The organism is Lysinibacillus sp. ACHW1.5 (assembly GCF_022014815.1).
GTDB lineage: Bacteria > Bacillota > Bacilli > Bacillales_A > Planococcaceae > Lysinibacillus > Lysinibacillus capsici.
In genome coordinates this window covers 1,544,703-1,563,517 of record NZ_CP091777.1, presented here as the reverse complement: position 1 = coordinate 1,563,517, position 18,815 = coordinate 1,544,703, and the positions used below count along the sequence as shown (strand labels likewise).

Here is an 18,815-nt window from a genome sequence, read left to right as displayed (position 1 = left end):
CAAATGTGCAGTTGCCTGGTTCATGACGTATTTTCCAACTCCAATATAGATCACTACAGCTGCTCCAATTAATACGAAAGTCATTGCGAACCGCTCCTTCTTAGTTATTTTTCGTTAAGTTTTCAGACGTTTACATTGAATTTGAAAATCATTCTCATTAATATATTATAAATTTCATGTGAATTCGTCAAGACATACTTTCATCTTACCCTTTTTACATGGTAAGATGTAGAAAAGTCGGAAAAAGGATGCGGTAATGATGAGTAATTCGAAGTACTTTCAAACTATTTTAAACGGGACAATTCACGCTTTAAAAACCATTCTTCCTATGGATATAGAAGTAAAGTCGCCTAGTATTATTTCTGAACCCTTTCAACAGCAACAAATGGGCGTATTAATTGGCTTAATCGGAGATTTAAAGGGACGCGTCATCATTGACTCCTCTCCCGAAGTGTTCAGCGGGATCGGTAGTACCATGTTTGGTATGCCGCTTGAAGGAGAAATGCTAGAATCTTTTACAGGGGAATTTGGTAACATGATTGCAGGAAATTTATGTACAGCTGTTGGGCAAGAAAGCTTAGAAATTGATATCACTCCGCCAACGGTGATGGTGGGCAATACAAAATTATATGGCTTTGAAAAGGCATTTGCACTCCCAGTTTCGGTCCCAAGCGTCGGTGCCCTAACAGTTCTATTAACAATTGAAGAAGAAGCGGAATAGCGCTTAGTAGGTTTTAGTCTGTTACAAATAAGACATTATATGCAAGACATTCAGCATTTATTTGTAAGATTTGCCGTTCGCTCAAAAGGAATAAGAAGGACTGTTCTCCTTCCTTAAAATCTACTATTTTTATTAAAAAAAGTTTATTATAATCATTAAACAAGCCATCTCAATGACTTTTGAGATGGCTTGTTTTTTTTCTCTCTTAAATTCTTCACACTTTTTTCACATAATTCCCCTAGAAGTGTGATTTTTTTCACATCAAAATGTAGGGGATTTTTATATGATGACAGTAAGAAACACAACAATAAAAAGCGTAGGAGGAGCAAAAATGGCAAATAAAAAGAAGTCAGATGAAAATTTAAAAGGTTCACTCTATGCAGTTTTTGGAGTAGGTATTATCATCATTTTACTATGGGTGTACTGCTTCGATTTGTTCATTGGACGGTTTTAATCTACGAAGAAGGGACAGAAACATATGCACATACATAAGTATGAAAAATACTGGCTTGTGTTTGGAGTTACCACTTTAGTGGCATTCCTGATCATTCTCGGTATCGGAGCATTTCATCAAGGCTCCCATCCAAACAATGGTAAAAAAACACTAGATTACGAGAAAGTGAAAGAGACAGCGCCTTTTGATAATCCAGGTGTCCATAAGGTTGAAGGTAAAGATTGGGATTACGAAGTGGTAGTAGTTGCTTCTGCATTCAATTATAATCCTCCACAAATTGAGGTTCCACTTGGTGCAAAAGTGAAATTTATCGCGACAAGCGAGGATGTTATGCATGGTTTTGAGGTTGCAGGTACGAATATCAATATGATGCTTGAGCCTGGCTATATTTCGGAATATGTAACAGAAGTCAATAAGGTCGGCGAGTTTTTAATCGTATGTAATGAGTATTGTGGTACAGGACATACGATGATGCACTCTATGCTAAAGGTGGTGGATTCAAATGAGTCACACTAATTCAATGACAAAAGTGGATCGTCGAGATGCAAAGCTAGCAATGGCACACATTTACGTGGCATTTATCGCATTGTTATTAGGTGGTCTTGCAGGTTTATTACAGGTTTTTGTACGTTCTGGTCAATTTACTTTACCAGCAGGCATTGGTTATTATCAAGTATTAACAGTTCATGGTGTATTACTCGGTCTTATATTAACTACATTCTTTATTTACGGCTTCCAAATTGCAAGTGTAAGTCGAACATCTGGTACATTCACTGATACTCAGAGAAGACTTGGCTGGATTGGTTTCTGGTTAATGACGATCGGTACAGCTGCTGCCGCAACGATGGTGTTATTGAATAAAGCAACTGTTCTTTATACATTCTATGCACCATTAAAGGCACATTGGATTTTCTATTTAGGTCTTACATTAGTCGTAGTTGGTTCTTGGGTTGGTGGAGCAGGTCAAATTTTACGCTATGTCCAATGGCGCAAAGAAAATAAAGCGAGTGGACAACGCAGCCCGTTACTATCATTTATGGTAGTTGTTAATAATTTAATGTGGTTCGTGGCAACGCTTGGTGTTGCAGCTTCAGTTTTAATTCAATTGTTACCATGGTCCTTAGGTTTAATTGAACGTGTCGATGTGGCATTATCACGTACCCTTTTCTGGTATTTTGGTCATGCACTTGTATACTTCTGGTTATTACCTGCCTATATGGTTTGGTACGTGATTATTCCAAAAGTAATTGGCGGAAAAATTTTCTCCGATTCTTTAGCAAGACTTTCGTTTATGCTGTTCTTACTCTTCTCTATTCCTGTTGGGATTCACCATCAGTTAACAGAGCCTGGTATTGATGGTACATGGAAGTTCATTCAAGTTGTTTTAACATTTGCTGTAATCGTGCCTTCTCTCATGACAGCCTTCTCGATGTTTGCAATGTTCGAGTTACGTGGACGTGAATTAGGTGGCAAAGGACTATTTGGTTGGTTTAAAAAATTACCTTGGAAGGATGCTCGTTTCTTCGTACCATTTATCGGTATGGTGTCATTTATTCCAGGTGGTGCTGGCGGTATTGTCAATGCCTCTTATCAAATGAACCAATTAATTCATAATACCATTTGGGTTACAGGGCATTTCCATTTAACGATTGCAACAGCTGTTGTGTTAACTTACTTCGGTGCGGCGTTCTGGTTAATTCCACATTTAACAGGTCGTACACTTTCGAAGTCTTTAAATAATCTTAGTAATTTCGCTGGTATCTTATGGGCTACTGGTATGACGATTATGTCTTCTGCAATGCATATTGCTGGTCTGTTCGGCGCACCTCGTCGTTCAGATTACTCCGAATATGGTGGCGCTCAGCAGGCTTATGATTGGATTCCTTATCAAATCGCGCAAGCTGTGGGTGGAACAATCCTCTTTATCGCCATCCTAGTGATCATTTATATCGTCGTGAAATTAGCTTGGTTCGCACCTAAAGGTGACGAAGAATTCCCTGTAGGTGATGTACATGAGCTTAGCGGTCCAACACCAGCTATTTTAGAAAACTTTAAAATCTGGCTTGTTATTTTAGTAGCCTTAATTTTATTCGCTTACACAGTACCAATTATCGATATTATTTCAAACTCACCAGCCGGCTCTAAAGGCTATCAATTGTGGTAAGCATCCAAACGCATCTTCCTATAAAAAAGCGATTTCTCTGTAACGAGAAATCGCTTTTTTCACTTTATAATCAAAGCTTGTTCTTATTGAATGGCATCGATTAAATTTCTAAAGTTCGATAATTTTTGAAACTCTTGTTTTACAAAGCACCTCGTTAACTCAATTAGTAATACATTATTTAACCAACGTTTGAAGACTTATTAACACGGGGGCATACACAATTAGTGGAATAAGCAAAATGACTGCACCAATTTTTCTATTCCCCTTTTGTAATAATAAAATAGTAGTCAAGAAAAATAATGGATAAATAATAAATGTAATTATTAATACACCATCAACTACTTGATATAATTTTCCTGTAAATGCACTTATGAATGGAATTGAAATCCATTCTAGTACGCAAAATGCAATAACCAATATCCACAACCATTTAAGTGTCATCATAATCACCCCTAAATTTTTGATTGGTCAAAAAAGTAAAAACTATATACGGTTCATCATACATAAGCTACACAAGTAAATATTTACTCAACAATCTGGCCAGATTGTTTAACACAATGGTTCACTTTAAAAATGACGCTTTATAATGTTGCACATTATATAAAAAATATTGATGTAACATGAAATGTAGCTTACTTTAAATCTTGACTTGTAATTTTAGTAGCCTTATTATATTCGCTTACACCATTCCAATCTTCGAAATTATTTCAAATTCACCAGCGGGCTCAAAGGCTTTAAGCTTTGGTAAGAATATTTTCAAAGCAACAAGCGATTTCTCATGTTAGAGAAATCGCTTGTTTTTCTATAGCTGATATAGTTTTGTATATTTTTCTTGTAAATAGTCTGCTAAATACTTAGCATTTAAGCCTTCCCCTGTCGCTTCTTTCAGCAATTCAAATGGCTTTTTCAATGCTCCATACTGATGAACTTTATCAGTTAGCCACTCTCGAATTGGCAGTAGCTCTCCCTTTTCTAGTAGCTCATCAAAGTTTGGAATATCCTTGTCCATCGCATGCTTCCACTGTGCTGCATAAATCATCCCCAATGCATAAGATGGGAAATAGCCAAACATACCACCTGACCAATGCATATCTTGTAGAACACCTTGTGCATCAGTCTCAGGGCGAATGCCTAAATACTCCTCATATTTATCATTCCATACTTGCGGCAGATCTTTCGCTTGTAAATCCCCATTGAATAAGTCACGTTCAATTTCATAGCGAATCATGATATGTAGTGGATATGTTAGTTCGTCCGCTTCAATACGAATGAAAGATGGTTCAACCATATTAATAGCACGTAAGAAATCAGCTAATGCCACATCTCCAAACTGTGCAGGTGAGAAATGCTGAAGACGTCCGTAGTTATGCTCCCAGAACTTTTCATTTCTGCCGACAAAGTTTTCATAAAATAATGATTGTGATTCATGAATCCCCATCGATGTACCAGTCGCTAATGGCAGTCCTGCAAGCTTCTCATCAATATTTTGCTCATACATCGCATGACCGCACTCATGAATTGTGCCAAAAATAGCTGAACGGAAATCATTTTCATCATATTTCGTCGTAATACGCGCATCACCATAGTTTAAGCCAATCATGAATGGATGGACACTTTCATCCAAGCGACCAGCATCGAAGTCATAGCCGAGCTGAGCAAGCAATTCTAACGATAATTCACGCTGTGCCTCACGCGGGAAATGCTTAAATAACATGGTAGTATCGGGTTTATTCGATGAATGAGCAATTTTTTGAACAAGCGTCACAATAGACTCTCGTAATTCACCAAATACTTGATCTACGACATCTGTTGTCATATCTGGCTCGTATAAATCTAGTAATGTGTTGTATGGAGATCCATTTTTAATGCCCCAATATTGAATGAATTTTTTCTGCCATTGTATGATTTCTTCTAGGTATGGTAGGAATAGAGCAAAATTATTCGTCGCCTTCGCTTCTTCCCAAGCCGTTTCTGCCTTCGATTGAAGAATGACGAATTCTTTATATTCATTCGCAGGGATTTTTTTATTTTGATCGTAATTCTTTCTTACTTCTTCTACTAAACGTAGTGTTACATAGTCAAGATCAGCTTTTTGTGCCTCTAATGCTGCTAGAAGCTCTCCTAGTTCTTCACTCGTCTGCATATCAAATAAGGAGGCTGATAATGTACCAATTACCTCAGAACGTTGTGCTAACCCCTTTTTCGGTGCACCCGTCCGCATATCCCAATAAATCACATTGAGCGCTTCCTCATAATGCTGCATTTTCTTCACATAGTCTGTAAATTGTTGAACAGTCATGCATTCATCCTCCTTTTCACGTTATAAGTTTATCATATTTTCGAAAATTTTGTATATTGCGGACTTTCTAGGATAATTATTCAGAATATTCCTTTTTTATCTTCTCTATTATTTTGATGTATTGTCTATCCCCGAATCCATAGTGTGGAAATAGGGAAAACAATTGCTTTAACAGGTCATTTTGAGATAGATTGAGGTGTTTTTTTATATACGTAGTGATCTCATTCTCTTCAATTAAATAGCTGAAAAATAATTGAATGCCCTGATACATGACAGGTATAAGCGTTGTCTTGGGGAGACGATGGTGCATTAAGACCTCTTGATAGACCTCCCCATACGGTCCAAGTTCTATCTCTGTTTCTTCCACATCATAGGTCATTTCCTTGACCATATAATAATAGACTTTGCCTTGATACCTTTGTTGCTCTAGGAAAGCAAGGACGGTCAATAAATTCATCTGACAATACATATCATCTCCAAACCATAAAACAATACATTTATAGTCATTTGTTAACAATGGCTTCAACGGTTTCAATGTCACCTGCTCATATTGCTGTAAAGACACCTCATGCCCTATAGCACGCAGTTTATTAAATTCTTCACTGAAAATCGGACTAATCGTTGGATTCGTACACATCGCTTCATTGAAAGGAACGTAATCACTGTTGCCCATTAATTGTTGTTTTGCGAACTCCTCATACATCATTTGACCATTTAATACATTCAATAGCTCTTGATCGTATTGCACATTCATCTTCTCTTGTAATGCTTCAATTTTTAATTTCTGAGAAATATCCATCGTCAACCATCCTCCATCATCCTGTAATCTCAACTTTACAAAGGTTTGTAAAGGTTGAGGAGACTTTCTGTAATCATTCGGACTTATACCAAAATACCTTTTAAAAGCTCTAGAAAAGGATTCCTGCGATGAAAAGCCGTAGTGAAAGGCGATGTCGATTATTTTCTTTTGGGGATCTTTTAATGCAATAGTAGAAAGATAAATTTTACGTAGTGATCTATATTTTTTAATCGTCATCCCTGTCGTCTGATGGAATTTAAAAGAACAGTAATAAGGAGAATAACTATATCCTTTCCTAATTGCTCTAATGAAAATCCTTCTAATAGATGAAGCTCAATCCAATCAATCATCTCCTGTACAATGTTGTTCATCCACATCCCTCCTAATTTCATTATAGTAGAGGCGATAATTTTTTTTATGATATAAGTTGTGAATAAAAAAACTGCAGCAAACTTTACAGAGTCTGCTACAGTTTCTGCTCCCATAACTAGAGGAGAGCTTTCTATATAATTGGGGATTTATACTAGCCTTCAAGTCATGTTCGGTTTCCAATCAAACATTTTTTGAGCTATCATGAAGTTTTATTGGAAAGAAAGTTGGGGATCCTTTCGATCCATTGAAAAATAGAGTCTGTTTACTCTATTCAATGTTTTGGCAAATAGCAATTACCTGTTTCACAGCCTCTGCAGAGTGCTGAAGGGCTGTTTGTTCTTCATTTGTTAGGTGCAATTCGATGACAGATTCGATGCCATTGCCACCTAAAATAGTTGGTACCCCTAAAAAGAGATCGTGGTACCCATATTCTCCTTCTAATAAGGCAATAGAAGGGATAATTTTTCGTTGATCTTTGATAATAATTTCAACCATTTGGGCACACGCTGCGGCTGGTGCATAGTAGGCACTACCATTACCTAGTAAGCCAACAATTTCACCGCCGCCTTTACGCGTACGCTCCACGATTTGCTGTAGTCGTTCCTGAGGAATTAGTTTCTCTAATGGAATGCCGCCTGCATAGGAATAACGGATTAATGGAACCATCTCATCGCCATGTCCTCCTAGGACGAAGCCTGATACATCCTCTGGTGCAATGTGAAGCTCCTGCGCCACAAACGTGTTGAAGCGAGCTGTATCTAACACACCAGATTGACCGATGATACGATTTTTGGCAAAGCCTGTTTCCTTATGACACACATACGTCATGGCATCAACAGGATTACTCAACACAACAACAATACTATTTGGAGCATAGTGTTTAATTTGTCTTGAAACCTGTTGAATAATTTTAGCATTTGTTGTGACTAAGTCATCCCGACTCATTCCTGGTTTACGTGGAATACCTGCTGTAATGACAACAATATCCGCGCCAGCGATATCTTCATATTGACTCGTGCCTTTAATGGACACATTGAATTTTTCGATGGGGCCTGTTTGTAGCAAATCCAAAGCTTTCCCTTTTGTCGGGTTCTCGGCTTCTGGAATATCAACAAGCACAACATCGCCTAATTCTTTCTGTGCTAAAAATAAACTCAGTGTGGAACCAGTGTGGCCTGCTCCAATAACAGCGATTTTATTTTTACGAAATGCCATTATGCCTCACCTCGATTATCTGTCGCCAATGTTGTTTCTGTTGTTTTTTTAGCACGGGTTGCTGCTGGTGCAGAGACAGCCTTTTTCTTTGGTGCCTCTGGTCCTTTAATCATTTTAAAGACATCTTCATCAGGTCTCGGAATGACGTGAGCGCCTAATAATTCACCAACACGCATAGCTGCTGCTTTTCCAGCCTCTACTGCAGCTTGTACAGAACCTACGTCACCCTTCACGACAATCGTCACGATGCCACCATCCACAAATTCTTGTTTGACGATTGTGACATCGGACGCTTTAATCATCGCATCAGCGGCTTCATAAGAACCAACTAATCCTTTTGTTTCGATCATTCCAATTGCGCTACTCATTGTCCTCACCTCTCATTACTTCTGTAGAATCAATAATACCAATGACAACTGCATCAATCGGTAACGGATTATCTTTCATAATATAGCGAGATGACCCACCACTTGTAATCAGGACATCATCACCAATACCCGCTCCTATACGATCAGCTGCAACCATTTCTGTGCGAATCGGCTGTTGATTGGAATCAATGGGTTGAATGATTAGTAGCTTTAAACCATTCAGTCCCTCTTCCTTGCGTGTTGCCCATACACTGCCTATCACTCTTCCCATTTGCATGAACTTCACCCTCTTTATGCGACACAGATTGTCTTACTACTCTGAACGAATCGTTAATGTTTTATTTAACTCTCGTAGCTTATCATAAGCCAATGCTGTCACAATGGTTTTCTTTGGAACGACAATTTCTTGTGCATCGATATCGAGCACTTCTATTTGTGAAAGTAGCTTTTTGTCATAATGATAGACGGATGGTTGCTCTACTTTCTGTACGACTGGCGACTGCTCTTTCACAGTGATCATAGGTTCACTTACTTGATGATGCACGATTTCTGCAAGCGTTCCTTGCTGAATTAACCCTGCATTTGCTTCATCTGTATCAATATGCATTTCTAAGCGATAACGCTCTGAAACACGGATAACCACATTCGATAAAATAATCGGGCGAATACCTTCTACCTTAATTTGGACGGATTGCCCATCTACGACTTGGAATCTTGCACTATCCGCTGGGGACATATGAATATGTGCCTGTGCAATAATGAGTCCTTCATTTAACACAACACTCCCCTTTGGACCAATCAATGTAACAGGACTGGAACCTTGAATATCACCAGATATTCTTAATGGTGGCTTCAGACCCAATTTCATAGCATCTGTCCAGCTTACTTCCACTTGCGATAAGGAACGAGCGGGGCCAAGAATACGCACGCGTTCAATTGACCCTTTTGGACCTGCAATTACTACAGTTTCCTCCGCAGCGAATTGTCCTGGCTGTGAAAGCTCAAATTTCGGTGTGAGCTGATAATTTTCACCAAAGAGCTGTTCAACTTCTGCTTGTGCAAGATGGACATGACGGGCAGATACACCAATCGGAATTTTACCGTCATGTGGAGGGGAAGATTGATTTTTTAAGACTTGTTGCAGAACTTCTTCCACAATTTTTTGCACTAAATTTTCTTGCATCTTGCCTCCTCCTTACGATGATACTTTTATTAATTTACCCTGTGCCTGCTGTTCGATAAAACCAGCATTTGCTTCATCCGTATCAATGTGCATTTCCAGACTAAAATCATTGGAAACACGGACAACGACACCTCGGAAAGTGACAGGTCGATCACTTACAACTTCTACTGAAACTAATTCATTATTGCGTACTTCCAATGCTTTGGCATCTTCCTCAGTCATATGAATATGCGCTTGCGCAATGATGACTCCCTGCTGAATCTCTATTTCTTTGTCTTGCGAAAGTATTTTAATACCCGCAGAATTGTCAATATCACCTGATTGACGTAAAGGTGGTGTCACTCCTAGCTTCATGGCATCAGTGCGGCTTACCTCTACTTGGGTTGCTGGTCTTACAGGTCCAAGGACACGGACATTATGAATAACGCCTTTAGGTCCCTCAATAGAGACGCGCTCTTTTGCAGCAAATTGCCCTGGCTGTGATAAGTCGAAATCTTTCGTTAGGGTTGCATTTGGACCAAAAAGTGCTTGTAAATCCGCTTCACTTAGATGGATATGACGAGCCGAAATGGCCACTGGAAAAGTTTTTATTGCTGTTGTCATGTTAGCCACCTCTTTATTTTGTTGATTATTTTATCAGGACAAGGTGAGAGCTGTTCTAGAGTTAGATCCAGCTCTCTTCTATAAATGGTAGTTATTTTTCCATCTATAGCGTTTGAAAGAACATGAAATTATGCTTCTGCTTTTGGTAAAATCATTTCTAATTCGTGGTGTGGACGTGGAATTACATGGACAGATAATAGCTCTCCTACACGTTGTGCTGCTGCTGCCCCTGCATCTGTTGCTGCTTTTACTGCACCTACATCACCACGTACAAGAACTGTTACGATCCCGCCACCTACATGTACTTTGCCTACTAAATTAACGCTTGCTGCCTTTACCATTGCGTCTGCTGCTTCAATTGCTCCTACTAAACCTTTTGTTTCTACCATTCCTAATGCTGTACTCATTTGTCATTCCTCCAAATAATTTATTTATTTTGTAATGTGATTTGTTTTAATACTTGATCGACAATTTGTTGAACCATCGTTGTATCAAGGGTAGGTTCTTGTGAAACTACCGATTCAACAACGGACTGTACTTCGAATTCTGGTTTTGGCACTTCGACATCTTTAATGCCATACGCCATACGTTTGATATTTAATAAATGTCTTGCTGTAATGTTGTCTGACGTAATATTGCCGCCAAATGTCCCACAGCCTAATGTAAAGGATGGGGCTAAGCCCGTTGTGCCACCTACTGCACCAATTGAGGATAATGTATTAACCACAATTCGTGATACTGGTAATTCGACAGAAAATTGCTCTGCTAATGCTGCATTTTCAGTGTGAATTGAGCATGTATGTCCGCGTCCTCCAATATTGAGCAGGTCAATCATCACCTGCTTGGCTTCTGTACTGTTTTCAACAACATAAAGCGCAAAGATTGGTGATAGTTTTTCAAGAGAAAACGGAATATTTTTACCAATCATTGTTTCGAAGCCCACAAGAACTTTTGTATCGTCTGGTACCGTTATACCGACAGAATCTGCTAGGCAAGTAGCTGATTTACCGACAATCTGGGGATTGACTTTCCCAGGAACTGGTGAGATCAGTTTTTCCATTTTAGCTTTTTCTTCGGCATTTAATAGATAGGCACCATTTTTCTTTAATTCTGTTTGCACTTGCTCTGCGATCACCTTATCCACAATAATGGCTTGCTCTGTTGCACAGATTGTGCCATTATCGAACGATTTACTTTGCACCAATTGACGTACAGACTTTTGAATATTAGCCGATTTTTCAATATAAGCTGGTACATTTCCTGGCCCAACCCCATAGGCAGGTTTGCCAGAGCTATAGGCCGCCTTGACCAATGCACCACCACCCGTAGCTAAAATTAAATGGATATTTGGGTGCTTCATTAGCTGCTGTGTTGCCTCCATGGAGGACATTGTTAAACATTGTAGTAATCCTTCTGGCGCACCTGCTTTTTCAGCAGCTACTCGACAAATATCTAAGGCCTCTTTTGTACATTTCACTGCATATGGGTGTGGACTAAGCACTAAACCATTTCTCGTTTTTAAAGAAATAAGTGTCTTAAAGATCGCTGTAGAGGTTGGATTTGTTGTTGGCACGATACCAGCTATGACACCGAAAGGACTTGCAATTTCAGCTACTTTTTTCATCCGATCATAGCCCACAATACCAACTGTTTTTAATTCTTTAATATCTTCATAGACATCTCGTGAAGCTACTTCATTTTTCATCTTTTTATGGTTAGGAATACCCATTCCTGTTTCTTGCACAGCCATTTTTGCTAAACGCTCTGCTTCCTTAAAGGCAGCATCCGCGACAGCCTTTACAATATTGTCTACTTGTTGCTGAGAAAATTGCATATAGGCAGCCTGTGCTGTATTAGCATGTTTAACGGCATCTCTCATTTCCTGAATCGCTAATAAGTCTTTGTCTAATGTGGCCATAAAGCCGCCTCCTTTCTAGATCACTGGGTTTCTAGCTATATTTTCAATAGCTTCTCTGAATGCATGTGCCGCAGCCTCGCATGAAGATTGGCTGCCAGTTAATAAGCCGCCCCCAAAGTTAGTTTCAGATGGAGGACCAAAGAAAACCTTTAGCTCAACATCTGCAGCCTTTAATGCTGCATCTAATCCAACAACCGCTTCAAGCGGCGGAGCAATTAAATAAGCAAGTGGGGTGCCAACCTTTACATCTGCAAGCTCTGCAAGATACGTCCCACAGCTTGCCACGGTATGGGCAAACAAGGCATGATTGTCATTATTATTAATGGCTTCAAAATACGTATCAAATTCAATTTTTTGTTGAATGGCATCAAGACCACTACGAATTTCATCAGGTGAGCTTCCAGCAATAATGCCAATCACTTCACCTGACAATGGACCAGATGCATGTGCCGCTCCAGCATAAAAGCTTTTTGCATAAACAACATCGACATCTGCCTTTTTCGTCGCCTCATCTAAGGCAACATAGCCAACATCGTCGATTGTCAGTGTGACAAGCCCAATGCTATGATGATGTGGCTTTAAATCTAACTGCTCTGCTAGTTCACTGTTGACTCTTGGAATGGTTTGCATCGCCAAGATTTGCGCCATAATTTTTTGAGGATACATATTTCAGCCTCCTAACCTTCTTTTGCGACAAGCTCTACGCCACTTGCCTGATAACGCAGGATTTTTTCTACGACTGTGCCAAGATAAGCGCCCGCTTCTAATGGTGGGATACCACCCTTATGGATATTTGAAATTACCATACGTTCCGCTTCCACTGTCCCAATTCTTGGCTTGTAGCATAAATATGCACTCATCGATTCTGCCGATACGAGCCCCGGACGCTCACCAATTAGATAAACAATAACCTCTGCCTGTAGCAGCTCACCAATCTCATCCATTAAAGCAACACGCCCTTTATCGATATAGAACGTAGTACCCATGTCAATATTTAAATTGCTAAGACTTTGCTGAAGGGCTAAGTAAACATCTTGAACATTCTCCTCAATCGCACTTGCACTCAAGCCATTCGAGATAATAATCTGTACCTTTGGCTGTGGTTTACATTTTTGCTGAATCAATGCCTTTGATTCTTCTGATAAACGACGCCCTAAGTCAGGTCTTGTAATGTATTCCTCTTTATCTGTGACTTTCGTTGTGACCTGAAAGACATCAAGCTTTTGTAAAAGATCTTCTGTCACTTCGCCATATACAGCATCTACCGCAGCAGCATGATCGAGTCGGAATTTTAACCAGGTTTTCGTTTTCGGTCTTGTCCCTGCTCTTCCTACACCAATACGAGCAGGTGTATGTTTCTTAGCAGCCTGTACACTTTCAGTTAACGATTCTGCCTCAAACTGAAAGGGCTTGATCGGCACAGCGGCATTTACTGGTTGTTCGAAAGTAGCAGAAGTAACCGTCGTTACTTGCTGTGGAGCTCCATGCTGATACAGCTGAATTAATGGCTCCTGTGATGCTGCTATAGTTTCTGTTGTTCCTGAAGAACGATTTTCTACTGTATCATAAAATTTAATAAGTGGTTGTTCTGTTGGAGTAGCTGCTATTTCAGGTGTTTGGCTACCTGTACTTTTCTCCATCTTCTCCATGACAAGCTTTGTAATCATAGAAACTAATTGATCATTCACTTGACTCACCTACCTTTCAAAAATGGATAAATCGCCAGCTCTTGCTGACAGTCGACCATTTTCATAAATGCCCATTTTCTCTAACCATGCTAAATACTCTGGTGCTGGTTTTTTACCAAATGTTTGGAGTAATGTAGCCACATCATGGAAGCTCATCGATTGATAGTTGAGCATCACATCATCGCCCATTGGCGCAGCAATAATAAAGTTAACACCAGCAGCTGTCAGCAATACACTTAAATCTTCTACATCATTTTGGTCTGCCTTAATATGGTTGGTATAGCAAATATCTACCCCCATAGGAATACCATGCATTTTGCCCATGAAATGATCCTCGAGACCTGCTCGAATTACTTGTTTATTGTTGTATAAATACTCTGGGCCAATAAAGCCAACTACTGTGTTCACAATATAAGGATTAAAATGTCTAGCAAATCCATAATTGCGCGATTCCAGTGTTACTTGGTCAATGCCCATATGTGCCTCTGCCGATAGCTCTGAGCCTTGACCTGTTTCAAAGTAGAATAAATTTGGACCAGTACCTGTTCCTTGTTTTTTAATGAGCTCCTCTGCTTCTCGTATTAAATCAGCAGAAATACCGAACGAACGGTTAGCAATTTCTGTCCCTGCGATACTTTGGAAAATCATATCTGCTGGGGCGCCTTGTTTAATTGCCTTCATCTGTGTTGTAATATGAGCTAATACACAGTTTTGCGTAGGAATGGACCAATCATTGATGAATTCCTTTGTAGCTGTAAGCACTTTTTTGACACTTTCAACTGAATCATCTACAGGATTAATGCCGATAACAGCATCCCCAATACCATAGGACAGTCCTTCTTTTAGAGAAGCAATGATGCCATCAATATTATCTGTCGGATGATTTGGCTGTAGACGAGATGACAGCGTCCCTTTTTGACCAATCGTAATATTACACGTTGAAAGTATTTCAACTTTATTGGCTGCATGTACAAGATCTAAATTGGACATTAGTTTTGTAACAGCGGCAATAATCTCGGAATTCATCCCTTTACTTAAACGCTTTAATTCACGATCACCCGTGTCATTTGATAAAATGTATTCACGCAGCTGCTCGATGCTCCAGTTTTTGATTTCTCCATATATTTGCTCATTAATATCGCCCTCAATAATGCGTGAAACCTCATCATTTTCTTGTGGCACTAATGGGTTTTCGCGGATATCTTTAACTAAAAGCTCACTTAATACTGCCTTTGCTGCGATCCGTTGTTGAACCGTCTCAGCGGCAATACCTGCTAGCTGATCGCCTGATTTTTCTTCATTGGCCTTAGCCATAACATCTTTTAATGATTTAAAATTATATTTTTCTCCACCAAATATCACCGATAAGTTCATATTCATCCTCCTTACTTTGAATGGAAGGCAAGGGTCTTCACCACAACAGGAACGACGCCAGATGGCAGAACCTCTCCAATGTCGATGTAATCGCCCGTTTCCACTTTAATTTGATCGATGCAAATAATTGGTACTGTCGCATTTATGGCTTGTATGGTCTGTCCAATAATCTTTGCATAATCTGATTGAATGACTATGATAATTGGTATGTCCTTAGAGCATCTTGTCGCCAAATGTAGCAAAATGGCCTGACACAATGCATGTACATCCTGAAAGCTTAAATATGGCAATTCACTAAAATAGAGGGCAAATGGCGAACGATTGTCCTGTATAGAAAATAGATCATTTGCTCTCTCTACTGCTGTCTTCACCGTCGAGTTAAAGTCTGTTAAAGGATCTATATGACAATTGAAGACAGGTACATTTTTTAGTGGTAACACCTGTGCATCCACCTGAATGGTTGCCCCACTGATTTCAGTGGTTTGTGTACCAGCACCAGTCACTGTTGCACGTGCTGTTTCCTCTGGTCGTAACCATAAAAATGATTGTAGCTGTTCATGCTGAATTAGCATTTTCGCTAATTTTTCACCAATATCATCATATTGACGCTGAGTACATTCATTTTCATAAATACAAGAGGCCACACCACCCGTAAAAACGATGGCATCCACAGGTTTATGCCAGTTTGGTAAATGCCCTAGTAATAATGGATGCTTTTCATCTCTGCATTGCCCATGAAGAATCATGGCAAGCGTTTGCACCATTTCTTCAATACAATGTGTCACTCGAATATCTTCAGCCGCATCACCGACCGCTAACGGATTAGTCCATCGTTCCATCAATCGCATGAGTGGCGGAGAAATTGATTGAATCTTGCCATCCTTAAACTCAATCAATCTACCACCAACATGTAAGGTACATGTACCAATAACCTCTCCAAATTGCATAACAGCAATATTCGCTGTCCCTCCACCAATATCGATATTGGCGATGACTTTGGAAGAATTCTTTGATTGCTGTAAAGTACCTGCCCCTTTGGCAGCAATGATGCCCTCTAAATCAGGACCTGCGGTAGCAACTAAAAAATGACCTGCGCCATCTGCAATGGTATGGACAACCTCACTTGCATTTTCCTTCGTGGCTGATTCACCAGTAATGATGATGGCCCCAGTTGCAATATCAGATGGAGCAATTTGTGCCAATTGATACTGTTGAGAAATAAATTCCTCTATCTTTTTCATATCAATGATGTCTTTATTGATAAAAGGGGTTCTAATAATTGGACTTTGATGTAACACCGTTTTCTCAATAATTTCAATCCTTGGCACATGTGTTACGCCAGCCACATTCTTTAACAGAAAACTACTGACAACCATTTTTGTGGTACTTGTCCCAATATCAATGCCTGCACTAAATATTTTTTCAGTTTTCACCCTACACCTCCCTCTCGCTACTGTGAGCAATACATGAGATACGGACTATCGCTTTCCTTAACAAATTGTCGAATTTCTTCATTTGTCTTGAGTTGAATCAATGGTTCAATCCATTCAATGCCAAGCTTTTGCCATGAAGAGGTTTTCACGATAGGGCCCTGCGTCATAACATTTTTTAATAAGGCGGTAGCCCTTTCTACATCTGCATCAGGGGCATCAATCTTTGTGATAACCCCTATTTGTATTTTGGGAATCCCTAAGCTGAATTGCGGAGGGAATACACTCCTAGCTGATGTGGCATCCTGCAAGTAAATCACATGTGTTACTTCCAAAGATGTTGCCATAATATTTCTGTAATACATTGGATTTTCAACATATTCACCTGGTGTATCAACAATCCAGTCATCATAAACGAGTGCTTGTGTTTTGTTGGCACTGCTTTCTTTGCCCAACAATGTATTCATCAATGTTGACTTTCCTGCTTGCACACCGCCTATTATCATTACTCGATTTTTCATATGACACATCCTATGATTTTGTTATTTTTGATGGTGTATAACCTAATACCTCGGATAAAAAACGATTGATTTCTAACATCGCCATTTCTACCTCTGACACACTACCAACAATAACGAGACTACCTGTAAAACGATCTAAAAATCCTAGTTTGACATTGGCAGCCTTTGTTGCTAAGTCTCCTGCAATAATTACCGTTTCACTTGGCGTACAAGTCATAATGCCAAGGGCACCTGCTTCTTGGATACCTAGCTTTTGAAACATTTCTGGATCAGGATTGGCAATAAGGTGACTCAATGTTAGCTGTTTACCCGGCACAAACTCCTGAATAAATCGTTTTTTCTCTTCACTCACACGTCATCACCTCACTTTTTAATCAATTAAGATTGTTGATCTGTTAAATACTCGCCTTCTTTGATAATGCCAGCCTTGCGATCTTCAATTTCCAACCTTAATGCAGTTGGTACTGAAAGCTTATAGGCTAAAATTATCGCAATAACTCCCGCTAAAAACTTCCCTGCAATAACAGGTAAAATAATGGTTGGCTGGAAGTTCGCCGTGAATGATAAGTGATCACCTAATAAAAAGGCGGAACATACACCAAATGCAATGTTAATTACTTTGTCTTTTGGTGGCATATGGCGAATTAGTGTAAACATCGCTAAAATATTCGCAATCGTTGCTAAAATCCCAGCACTTCCTACAGAGGATAAGCCTAATTTTTTACCAGCTGCTTCAAGTGGCTTGGAAGCATACTTTCGGATTAGATACACCATTGGGAAGGCACCCGCTAGCATAATCCCGATATAACCGGCTGTTTCTAATGCTCGGAACTGATCGATTTCATCAGCCATGATTGGATCGAAGCCCCACGCGCCAAAAATCTTTGTAAAAATACCTGTAAAAATCTCAACAATAGAGAACACTAACACTAGTTTAATTCCCGCATCCATTACACGACCGAATACCATGAAGCCAGTAATCATGCCGTTTGGAATAAGCTTTAAGCCTAGTGCGATTAAGATAACGAAAATGAATAAAGGTAGTAAGTTAATTAATATTTGTAAAACAGAAATGGCAAATACATATGTAGGAGCCTCTGTTGTACTAATGACTTCACGTACTTCTGTGTTGAATAGTACAATCATGATCGAAGAAATAAATGCACCAATCGGAATTGTTAAAACGCCAGCCATAATACCTAGCGCCATGTATTTATGATCACGCTTATCCAACATCGCAAGGCCCATTGGAATCGAGAATACGATAGTAGCACCTGACATAAAACCAACAACAAGAGCCATTACCCATCCCTCATAAGACTCCTTTAACGCATTGGCTAATTGGTAACCACCCATGTCCGAAGCTAAAATCGTCGTCGCTGCAATCGCAGGATCTGCACCAATTAACTCAAAAATCGGACTAATAAAATGACTAATAAACCATGTTAAGTAAGGTATAGCTGCCATGATCCCTGCTGCTGGGACAAAAATATGACCAACCGTATGGATCCCATTCATAAATTCTTTCCCAATTCCATACTCAGCATCTCGGATAGCGCCGATTGCCCCTAAAACAGCACAAATCATAATAATATAAACGATAATCGTTCCTATCATTGCCATCTTACTCATCACCCCTTTTTTATTTATAAATTTATATAAAAAAAGGCACTTTAAAGAAGAAATCTCTTTAAAGCGCCTTTGCT

20 protein-coding genes and 1 pseudogene are annotated in these 18,815 nt (G+C 39.4%); 4 read left to right on the top strand and 17 right to left on the bottom strand.

Annotated elements, in window-relative coordinates:
• Window positions 1–259: 259 nt before the first annotated feature.
• The 4 genes from L6W14_RS07395 (at window position 260) to L6W14_RS07385 (ending at window position 3,339) form a co-directional block, all read left to right on the top strand.
• On the top strand, window positions 260–721 hold the full coding sequence (locus L6W14_RS07395; RefSeq protein ID WP_004269332.1) for a chemotaxis protein CheX: 462 nt from the start codon (window positions 260–262) through the stop codon (window positions 719–721).
• A 331-nt stretch (window positions 722–1,052) separates the two neighbouring features.
• Window positions 1,053–1,175, top strand: coding sequence for a hypothetical protein (locus L6W14_RS23015; protein ID WP_009370491.1), 123 nt, complete (start codon window positions 1,053–1,055; stop codon window positions 1,173–1,175).
• Between the two features lie 24 nt (window positions 1,176–1,199).
• Entirely contained in the window at window positions 1,200–1,691 is a 492-nt protein-coding gene (locus tag L6W14_RS07390) for a cupredoxin domain-containing protein (protein ID WP_004269330.1), read from the top strand.
• Window positions 1,678–3,339 carry a b(o/a)3-type cytochrome-c oxidase subunit 1 gene (locus L6W14_RS07385; RefSeq protein ID WP_066037680.1) on the top strand — a complete coding sequence of 554 codons (1,662 nt, stop codon included), beginning with the start codon at window positions 1,678–1,680 and terminating at the stop codon, window positions 3,337–3,339. The genes L6W14_RS07390 and L6W14_RS07385 overlap by 14 nt, the downstream gene beginning before the upstream one ends.
• 174 nt (window positions 3,340–3,513) lie before the next feature.
• Here L6W14_RS07385 and L6W14_RS07380 read toward each other — a convergent pair whose 3' ends face one another.
• The 17 genes and pseudogenes from L6W14_RS07380 to eutH form a co-directional block, all read right to left on the bottom strand.
• Complete coding sequence (locus L6W14_RS07380) at window positions 3,514–3,780, bottom strand: hypothetical protein (RefSeq protein WP_066037679.1); 267 nt, start codon at window positions 3,778–3,780, stop codon at window positions 3,514–3,516.
• A 361-nt stretch (window positions 3,781–4,141) separates the two neighbouring features.
• Window positions 4,142–5,638 (bottom strand): carboxypeptidase M32, encoded by a 1,497-nt coding sequence (locus L6W14_RS07375; protein WP_237900180.1) that lies wholly within the window; start codon window positions 5,636–5,638, stop codon window positions 4,142–4,144.
• 76 nt (window positions 5,639–5,714) lie between these two features.
• Window positions 5,715–6,808 (bottom strand): annotated as a pseudogene (locus tag L6W14_RS07370) (helix-turn-helix domain-containing protein).
• A 268-nt stretch (window positions 6,809–7,076) separates the two neighbouring features.
• Window positions 7,077–8,024 carry a malate dehydrogenase gene (gene mdh, locus L6W14_RS07365; protein ID WP_016991928.1) on the bottom strand — a complete coding sequence of 316 codons (948 nt, stop codon included), beginning with the start codon at window positions 8,022–8,024 and terminating at the stop codon, window positions 7,077–7,079.
• Complete coding sequence (locus tag L6W14_RS07360) at window positions 8,024–8,392, bottom strand: BMC domain-containing protein (RefSeq protein WP_048390006.1); 369 nt, start codon at window positions 8,390–8,392, stop codon at window positions 8,024–8,026. The genes mdh and L6W14_RS07360 overlap by 1 nt, the downstream gene beginning before the upstream one ends.
• Complete coding sequence (locus tag L6W14_RS07355; protein WP_004269324.1) at window positions 8,385–8,669, bottom strand: EutN/CcmL family microcompartment protein; 285 nt, start codon at window positions 8,667–8,669, stop codon at window positions 8,385–8,387. The genes L6W14_RS07360 and L6W14_RS07355 overlap by 8 nt, the downstream gene beginning before the upstream one ends.
• A gap of 36 nt (window positions 8,670–8,705) precedes the next feature.
• Window positions 8,706–9,575 (bottom strand): phosphate propanoyltransferase, encoded by an 870-nt coding sequence (locus tag L6W14_RS07350; RefSeq protein WP_009370493.1) that lies wholly within the window; start codon window positions 9,573–9,575, stop codon window positions 8,706–8,708.
• 12 nt (window positions 9,576–9,587) lie between these two features.
• Window positions 9,588–10,178 (bottom strand): phosphate propanoyltransferase, encoded by a 591-nt coding sequence (locus L6W14_RS07345; RefSeq protein ID WP_237900178.1) that lies wholly within the window; start codon window positions 10,176–10,178, stop codon window positions 9,588–9,590.
• A gap of 128 nt (window positions 10,179–10,306) precedes the next feature.
• Complete coding sequence (locus L6W14_RS07340; protein ID WP_004269321.1) at window positions 10,307–10,585, bottom strand: BMC domain-containing protein; 279 nt, start codon at window positions 10,583–10,585, stop codon at window positions 10,307–10,309.
• A 20-nt stretch (window positions 10,586–10,605) separates the two neighbouring features.
• On the bottom strand, window positions 10,606–12,096 hold the full coding sequence (locus L6W14_RS07335; protein WP_009370494.1) for an aldehyde dehydrogenase family protein: 1,491 nt from the start codon (window positions 12,094–12,096) through the stop codon (window positions 10,606–10,608).
• Window positions 12,097–12,111: 15 nt separating this feature from the next.
• Complete coding sequence (eutL, locus tag L6W14_RS07330) at window positions 12,112–12,762, bottom strand: ethanolamine utilization microcompartment protein EutL (RefSeq protein WP_036077522.1); 651 nt, start codon at window positions 12,760–12,762, stop codon at window positions 12,112–12,114.
• A gap of 11 nt (window positions 12,763–12,773) precedes the next feature.
• The gene (eutC, locus tag L6W14_RS07325; protein WP_237900176.1) at window positions 12,774–13,784 is read right to left on the bottom strand and encodes an ethanolamine ammonia-lyase subunit EutC; all 1,011 of its coding nucleotides are present in this window, start codon (window positions 13,782–13,784) and stop codon (window positions 12,774–12,776) included.
• Window positions 13,785–13,793: 9 nt separating this feature from the next.
• The gene (locus tag L6W14_RS07320; protein WP_004269317.1) at window positions 13,794–15,158 is read right to left on the bottom strand and encodes an ethanolamine ammonia-lyase subunit EutB; all 1,365 of its coding nucleotides are present in this window, start codon (window positions 15,156–15,158) and stop codon (window positions 13,794–13,796) included.
• Between the two features lie 11 nt (window positions 15,159–15,169).
• Complete coding sequence (locus L6W14_RS07315) at window positions 15,170–16,591, bottom strand: ethanolamine ammonia-lyase reactivating factor EutA (protein WP_237900174.1); 1,422 nt, start codon at window positions 16,589–16,591, stop codon at window positions 15,170–15,172.
• A gap of 17 nt (window positions 16,592–16,608) precedes the next feature.
• Window positions 16,609–17,109: a EutP/PduV family microcompartment system protein gene (locus L6W14_RS07310; protein ID WP_237900173.1), complete on the bottom strand. Its 501-nt coding sequence runs from the start codon at window positions 17,107–17,109 to the stop codon at window positions 16,609–16,611.
• A gap of 10 nt (window positions 17,110–17,119) precedes the next feature.
• Window positions 17,120–17,461, bottom strand: coding sequence for an ethanolamine utilization microcompartment protein EutS (gene eutS / locus L6W14_RS07305; protein ID WP_004269314.1), 342 nt, complete (start codon window positions 17,459–17,461; stop codon window positions 17,120–17,122).
• 26 nt (window positions 17,462–17,487) lie between these two features.
• A complete protein-coding gene (gene eutH / locus L6W14_RS07300; protein WP_048389995.1) occupies window positions 17,488–18,732 on the bottom strand; it encodes an ethanolamine utilization protein EutH in 1,245 nt (414 codons plus the stop codon).
• Window positions 18,733–18,815: the final 83 nt, after the last annotated feature.

What these genes read in the sequence shown, in the direction of transcription:
- L6W14_RS07320 (WP_004269317.1), bottom strand. Translation starts at nt 15,158, where the DNA reads ATGAACTTATCGGTGATATTTGGTGGAGAAAAATATAATTTTAAATCA.
- L6W14_RS07385 (WP_066037680.1), top strand. Translation starts at nt 1,678, where the DNA reads ATGAGTCACACTAATTCAATGACAAAAGTGGATCGTCGAGATGCAAAG.
- L6W14_RS07380 (WP_066037679.1), bottom strand. Translation starts at nt 3,780, where the DNA reads ATGACACTTAAATGGTTGTGGATATTGGTTATTGCATTTTGCGTACTA.
- L6W14_RS07355 (WP_004269324.1), bottom strand. Translation starts at nt 8,669, where the DNA reads ATGCAAATGGGAAGAGTGATAGGCAGTGTATGGGCAACACGCAAGGAA.
- L6W14_RS07340 (WP_004269321.1), bottom strand. Translation starts at nt 10,585, where the DNA reads ATGAGTACAGCATTAGGAATGGTAGAAACAAAAGGTTTAGTAGGAGCA.
- L6W14_RS07335 (WP_009370494.1), bottom strand. Translation starts at nt 12,096, where the DNA reads ATGGCCACATTAGACAAAGACTTATTAGCGATTCAGGAAATGAGAGAT.
- eutL (WP_036077522.1), bottom strand. Translation starts at nt 12,762, where the DNA reads ATGTATCCTCAAAAAATTATGGCGCAAATCTTGGCGATGCAAACCATT.
- L6W14_RS07310 (WP_237900173.1), bottom strand. Translation starts at nt 17,109, where the DNA reads ATGAAAAATCGAGTAATGATAATAGGCGGTGTGCAAGCAGGAAAGTCA.
- L6W14_RS07360 (WP_048390006.1), bottom strand. Translation starts at nt 8,392, where the DNA reads ATGAGTAGCGCAATTGGAATGATCGAAACAAAAGGATTAGTTGGTTCT.
- L6W14_RS07390 (WP_004269330.1), top strand. Translation starts at nt 1,200, where the DNA reads ATGCACATACATAAGTATGAAAAATACTGGCTTGTGTTTGGAGTTACC.
- L6W14_RS07375 (WP_237900180.1), bottom strand. Translation starts at nt 5,638, where the DNA reads ATGACTGTTCAACAATTTACAGACTATGTGAAGAAAATGCAGCATTAT.
- L6W14_RS23015 (WP_009370491.1), top strand. Translation starts at nt 1,053, where the DNA reads ATGGCAAATAAAAAGAAGTCAGATGAAAATTTAAAAGGTTCACTCTAT.
- eutH (WP_048389995.1), bottom strand. Translation starts at nt 18,732, where the DNA reads ATGGCAATGATAGGAACGATTATCGTTTATATTATTATGATTTGTGCT.
- L6W14_RS07350 (WP_009370493.1), bottom strand. Translation starts at nt 9,575, where the DNA reads ATGCAAGAAAATTTAGTGCAAAAAATTGTGGAAGAAGTTCTGCAACAA.
- L6W14_RS07395 (WP_004269332.1), top strand. Translation starts at nt 260, where the DNA reads ATGAGTAATTCGAAGTACTTTCAAACTATTTTAAACGGGACAATTCAC.
- mdh (WP_016991928.1), bottom strand. Translation starts at nt 8,024, where the DNA reads ATGGCATTTCGTAAAAATAAAATCGCTGTTATTGGAGCAGGCCACACT.
- L6W14_RS07345 (WP_237900178.1), bottom strand. Translation starts at nt 10,178, where the DNA reads ATGACAACAGCAATAAAAACTTTTCCAGTGGCCATTTCGGCTCGTCAT.